The organism is Propionivibrio sp. (genome assembly GCF_049316945.1).
In the GTDB taxonomy this organism is placed as follows: domain Bacteria; phylum Pseudomonadota; class Gammaproteobacteria; order Burkholderiales; family Rhodocyclaceae; genus Propionivibrio.
In genome coordinates, this window is the sequence record NZ_JBMOJE010000063.1 from 22,336 (window position 1) to 28,335 (window position 6,000).

A 6,000-nucleotide genomic window follows, 5' to 3' on the forward strand; every position below is an offset into this window, starting at 1 on the left:
TTAACTGTTCTTCGTGTCAAAAGAATCAAAAGCAGGTTAACCACGGCGAACACGGCGAAAAACAAGGCTCCTGAAAAACTGTTTTTGCCCAATCGGTTATTTATCAACGCGTACTCACTCATGGCTTCTCTTCGTGTTCTTCGTGGTTAAACTGTTTTTGGTGAGGATTAGTTTTGCTCGGTCTGCAAGCGGACCTGCAGAACGCCATACCAGTCAGCCAGCACCGTTGATACACGAGCCCGCTGGTCCGCAGGCAGCGAGTTCACCGCATTGATAATGGCGTCGGCGGCGTTTTCATGGAAATCGGGAATGTGCGGCAGGAGTTCGCGCCGCAGGCGCTCGGCAAGATCGGGGTCGGCAAGCACCATGAAGACGGTGTCGAGGGCGTGCTTTCGGACTTCGGGGTCAGTAAATTCCTGCAGGATCAACGCCCCCGCAAGGACGCGTGCTATCGGATCGGGAGACGCGAGCAGAGGCTCAAGAACCGTGAAGGGAGGACATTCCCCGACCCGGTGGCAGGCAATGAGAACGGCCGCATGGCTAGGGCTAGGGCTAGCCTGAGTTGCCACCAGCATGCCGCTCAGCACGGAACGGGCGCTGCTACGAACATCCTCGTAGCGCCACAAGGCCTGAACGGCGGCGGCGCGCACAGCGAAGTCCTGGTCTTCGAGGTGAGGGATAAGCAAGGCGCGCACATTCAAGTCACTCTTTCCGACAGCCTCGACGATGTAGGTGCGAATTTCCGGCATGGGATGAGCGAGCCAGCGCAGCGCGAATTCGCTGGCCTGCTCAGGCAGACGTATGGGGAGAAGTGCCTGGAAAGCGGCAGCCCGCACTGCCGCATCCGGATCGCTTTCAAGCAGGTACTCAAGCGCAGACCGGGCTTCGGCTGGCAGGGGATGACGAGCCGAGGCGTGGCTCATGGCGCGCAACGCTTCAAGGCGGACCTGTACTTCCGGGTCGGCGCAGGCGGAGGTCAACGCGGCGAAGGCGCTGGCGCCACCGAGATTGCCCCAGACCCGGAGTGCGGCGACGCGTTTTTCAGTGTCGGGCGACGTGCTAACTTCTTTCAGGAGCTCGATGGCGCGTTCGTTCCCGTGCTCCTCAAGGCAATCGATCGCATCCATCGCTGTCCTTTTGTCGGCGCTCTTCAGGTTTTCCGCCACTAGTTGCAGATAATGCCGATGCGAACTCCAGACCACAACGATCCACATCGTAGCCAGCAGGGTGCCAGCCAAGGTGATCGGATCGCTCCAGCCACGGCCCGCGGTCGAATCGAAGGCATGATGGAGGACAATGATGACCACACCACCGAGCACTCCGCCGAGCGGATTGAGCACGCCTTCGATGAATCCGCGCACTCGGGCTCGCAGGTCGGCCGGGATGGCGTTGAGCGCCAACTGGTAAGAATTGCCCTGAATCGTCATTCCGATCATGTCCCACGAGTAGCGCATGATCAGGCCTGGCCAGAAGGAAAACCAGACGGAGATCAATGCGAAGCCGGCAAGTACCGTAGCGGGCAGGGCCAGCAGGCCACGTGCGACACCGATGTGGCGAATCAGGTAGCTGCTGAAGAACAATTGCACCAGCAGGCCGCTAATGTTGATCGCCATCATGTAGATGCCGTAGTAACCGGCAAGCTTGTCCTCGGAGGGGAAGGTCTCGTTCATGATGCGGGTGTATTGAAAATCGGCCACCGAACCGACGACCCAGAACATCACCGCGACAAAGCCGAGGGTCATGGCCATTTTGGAGGATCTGAAGAATTTCCACCCTTCGCTCAAGCGTTTGTTGCCGACTTCAGCGTGCGCTTCGCCGGGACGCTGGCCGCGCAGCTCGGCGCCGAAACGCGCGCGCAACACCCAAGTCAGCGGGATCAGAGCAAAGATACAGAGTGCCCAGACGACGACCAGATTGGCGGTTCCGAGCAGGTTGGCGAGCGCATGGATCGAGGCGCCGCCGGCGATCCCGCCGATGGTTCCCGCGGTACCCAGAATCGGATAGATACGCCGACCCTGCGATGGGCGGAAAAGGTCGTTGATTATGGTCCATATCTGCGTGCCAAGAACCGCGTTGCCAACTCCCTGGGCGAAGAAAACCGCAGCGAAGAAGATCAGCAGCGGCAATGTCACCCCCGCCTCTCCCTCAGGTCGGGCAGTGACCAGCAGACGCGCGACCATCAGCGTCGCCCCGGTGGCCACGCAGAACAGAATCAACAAGCGGTCGCGCCGTATCGCATCGGCCAACGACAAATAGACCGTCGAGCCGACCATGCCGAGCAGGCTGATGCCAATGTAGGTATAGGGCAAATACTCAACCCCCATGCGCTTGACCAGCATCGAGTGCACGGCACTCCAACCGATCGCATAGCCGATCGAGATCAGCGCAACCATCGCCCAGGTGATCCCGACCTTGGCAACCTCGTTGCCGCGAATATCAAGGAAACGCATTACCTATCTTGGCCCCAGCGTGACGGCTAGAGCCTGCGGCTCTTTCATCGCCGGCAGATTGACGCTCATCGCGAGCGCGTCAAAATCGCGATACGGCTTGCCGTTAAGCGTTACCGCCGTGATCTTTACTTTGCCCGGCGGCAGTGAAATCGGCTGCACCTCGAAGCGGGTGCCGCCGGAGGTCGCCGCAGGCCGGAAGTTCATAACCACCGACCGCTTCTGCACCAGCAGATTGGTATACAGATGTGCGAAATAGTCGAGTTCGAGAATATGGTAGCCGCTCTTCGAATGGCTGCCCTTGTCGGCGCGGTCGCCGATCAGGTAGGGTGTGCCGTCGGACTGGACGTCGAAGAATACTTCGCCATCATCGTGGTCGAGAAAAGCCAGGTTGAAAAAGCCCGAGCCGGTGCGTGCCGAGCTGAGGTATTTCCCCTCGCCGGTCTCGGCGAACAGGATATAGTTGGCGAGGATGCCCTGCTCCTGCTGCCACCACGACTTACGGTCATGCCAGGCGTGCTCGTAGCGACCAGTCACCGGGTCGGGCATCCGTTCGATCACGTCGTACCAGCCGCCGCGGCGCGAATCCTGGCCGTAGACCAGCATCTTGTCGGCGGCACCACGCGCAACGCTGAGGTAATCGCGATCGCCGGTCAGATGGTAGAGGCGCGTCAGGCACCAGGCGATTTTAAGGTTATGACCGACGACCGCGCGATTCTGCTGCCAGGAGTACGTCAAGTCGGGCTGCCAGGCGGCGTCGAAGCGCTCGAAAACGAAGGGACTCTTCGGGTCGGGAAAGTGTGTGGCAATCAGCGTGCCCAGTTCGCGCATGCGTTGCAGGTACTCCGGCTTGCGCGTGCCGAGATAGAGATTTTCGAGATATGCCGGCAGATGATCGCCGACCGAATTCCAGTTCTTCTTGCGCGCATTCTGGCCGCCCGCATCCTCTGGGCGCAGCGTTCCTGGATGGATATGCGAGAAATAGCCGCCGCCTTGAGCCTTGCCGGGGGTTTTGTCCCAATAGTACTCATCCATGAAGCGGACGGTTTTCTCGATGTCGGCAAGCACCTCGGGGTCGCCCGTCACCCGATAATACTGGGTCAGCCCGGCGATCGCGTAGATCTGTTCGTAGAGCGGAATGGTTCCCTCGTCGTCGGAAAAGCGCGAGGCGACGATTGGGCGTCCGTCGCGCAGCGCGTGCAGCCAGCTTACGGTGCGCCCGTCGGCCGACTCGATGCGCAACCGCTCGCGTTGATAGCGCACCAGTTCGCTGGCGGCGCGCAGGACGCGTGCATTACCGTTCATCAGGTAGGCCGACGAAAGGCCGTAAATGAGCCGGGAGATGGTGTCTGTTTCTTGCAGATTGACCGAGTCAGACCGCTTCTCACCGCTTTTGGTGATCGCTGTACGGTAGCCCGATGCATCGCCGACCTCGCCCGCGCCAAATTGGGTGCGCACCCAGAACTCGGCGACGTCACGCGCCTGCGATGACCACCAGTCGGGCTGTTCGAGAACCAGGCTTTGCTCTGTTTTACCGAACAGCGACACTTCCTTGACCAGCAGTTCGGAGGAGTCGGAGTAGATTAGCCCCGACGCCGCCAGCCAGTTTCCCGGCTGCAATCCGTCTACCGCCTTTGGGTCGAGGACCCGCTGCCGCTCATCGAGTTGGCGCAAGGAGTGCAGGTACGCATTGCCGGCGATGTTCAGCACCTGGGTCTTGCCGCCCGGCATTTTAACGACCAGCCGTCGCTGCTGCGGATTGGTTTCGACGATCACGCCCTGCACCCGGTCGAAGCGGACTTCCGGAACGGTGGATTGGGTGGTTTGCGCTATCGCTGACCCCATGCCAAGCAAAATCAGCAGGCAGGACAATATCCTGATCGAAGAACTGAGGAGCGAATGCTCAGCGGAGGGGGCCGGAGATATAAGCATAATTTTTCGCAATCGATGAAGATTAGTTTGCTCATTATAGCGTCTCATGGCGAAATTCATACCGTTTTTCTAGTAGGCCGCCAGTCAATCCTCGAAACTTGGCACAGATAAAAAAACACGCAGAAAATACAGAACAAACGATCAGATCAACGGCGAAGAATAGGCACTTCCACCGTGTCGGATGTCAGGCCAGACCTCGTGGAATTGCACCACTCTTCAGGTGTACAAGCTGTAGACGGCCTATTCATGCGCCTTACAGAGCAATTGCTAGATTTATAAACTGCCAGAATTTTTTGGCAGCGTTTAGTTGACCGGCACGGTAATCACCGGAGCTTGTGGCGTCACGCCGGTTTCGGCGAGCGACGTCAGCAAGAGTATGAAGCTGAAAAGGCTCTTGGAGCGGTAGTCGCGGTTATCGATCCAGAACCAGTGTTGGCTGTACTGCACCGCGACAAACGCATTCGCCGGCGGCTCAGTAGCCGAGTAAATATTAACCAGAGGAAGATCGCGCGGCCCGCTGTCCGGACGGGGCTGCGGGGAGGGAAGGACACTTCCTGACTGGACGTCCGAGAGTGGCACCTCCGCCCGGGTACCCAACTCGCGCAGAATTTCGATTACGGAGCGGGTAAGCAGGGCCAATTCCTGATTATTGCGCGGCACGGTTCCGAAGGTCAGGTTCAATTCCCGCGCATCCGGCTTGAGGCCGAGCGTGGATCGGAGAAAGAGGCTGTCCTGCTCGACAGACGGGTTACGCTTGTTGCCGCTAAAGGCGAAGATTGACGTTTCCTCGGTGCCGCGTTTTTCGAGCCGGAACCCGATGGCCTCAGACAACTGCAGGCGGCGTAGCGCGTCAAGCACCTGGTAGAACCCCGGGTCGGCCTCTCGGCTCCCGCTCGGACGGTCGGTGCGGTTGTAGACACCGTTGATCGCACGCGTGGCCAGTTGAAAGATCAGATCCACCGGGTAGCCGGCCTGAACCAACTGGAACAAAGCCGCCGGTGGAATCGGCCTGAGCAGGCTGCGAGTGAATTTGTCGCCTTGCAGCGGCGTGTAGGCGATGGTCGGTTTGTCGGTGTACATGCCCGACGCCCCGACAGCGAGCGCATGTCCCGTGGCGTCTCGAAGGCCGGCGGTCAATCCGGTCGAGGCGGTGCCGGCGAGGCTCACCTGACTCTGCAGTTGATACGAACTGATCACCGACGATACATCAAGAAACATGGGCGCGTCGGCATAGCGCAGTTTGACAATGTTGAGCAGCATCTGCTGCTTCCAGGAACTCCCGATCGCTTCGGCATAGTCCAGCCGATCGCGGTTCATGGAGCCTGGCCCGATGCTGGCACAAGCTGACAGCAGTGCCAGGATCGGCAGCGCCACGGCGAGTCGTAACTGCTGGCCCACACGTATTAGTTTCGACATGATTTCTTTTCCCTACCGGTTATTGATACCCACAATCGTCACGGTTAGGGATGCCCATCTGCTCGGACGCCGGGCAGCGTGCATTGTTTGCAGGACGTTCGCCAGAACAATACGCTGAACAGCTTTTTTAGTAAATCTTTCAGTGACATCATCAACCCTGACGCACGAACCGCGCCCCCCTGATGGCGCAAGGGTTTGGAGGCGG

General features: G+C 59.3%; 3 protein-coding genes. All 3 read right to left on the bottom strand.

Going from position 1 to position 6,000, the window contains the following annotated elements; all coding sequences use genetic code 11:
• Positions 1-167: 167 nt before the first annotated feature.
• The 3 genes from ACOYNV_RS14890 to ACOYNV_RS14900 all read right to left on the bottom strand — a co-directional run bounded on the left by ACOYNV_RS14890 (position 168) and on the right by ACOYNV_RS14900 (position 5,795).
• Complete coding sequence (locus ACOYNV_RS14890) at positions 168-2,450, bottom strand: MFS transporter (protein WP_422900577.1); 2,283 nt, start codon at positions 2,448-2,450, stop codon at positions 168-170.
• 3 nt (positions 2,451-2,453) lie between these two features.
• Positions 2,454-4,292 (bottom strand): AGE family epimerase/isomerase, encoded by a 1,839-nt coding sequence (locus ACOYNV_RS14895; protein WP_422900578.1) that lies wholly within the window; start codon positions 4,290-4,292, stop codon positions 2,454-2,456.
• Positions 4,293-4,682: 390 nt separating this feature from the next.
• Complete coding sequence (locus ACOYNV_RS14900; RefSeq protein ID WP_422900579.1) at positions 4,683-5,795, bottom strand: hypothetical protein; 1,113 nt, start codon at positions 5,793-5,795, stop codon at positions 4,683-4,685.
• Positions 5,796-6,000 lie beyond the last annotated feature (205 nt).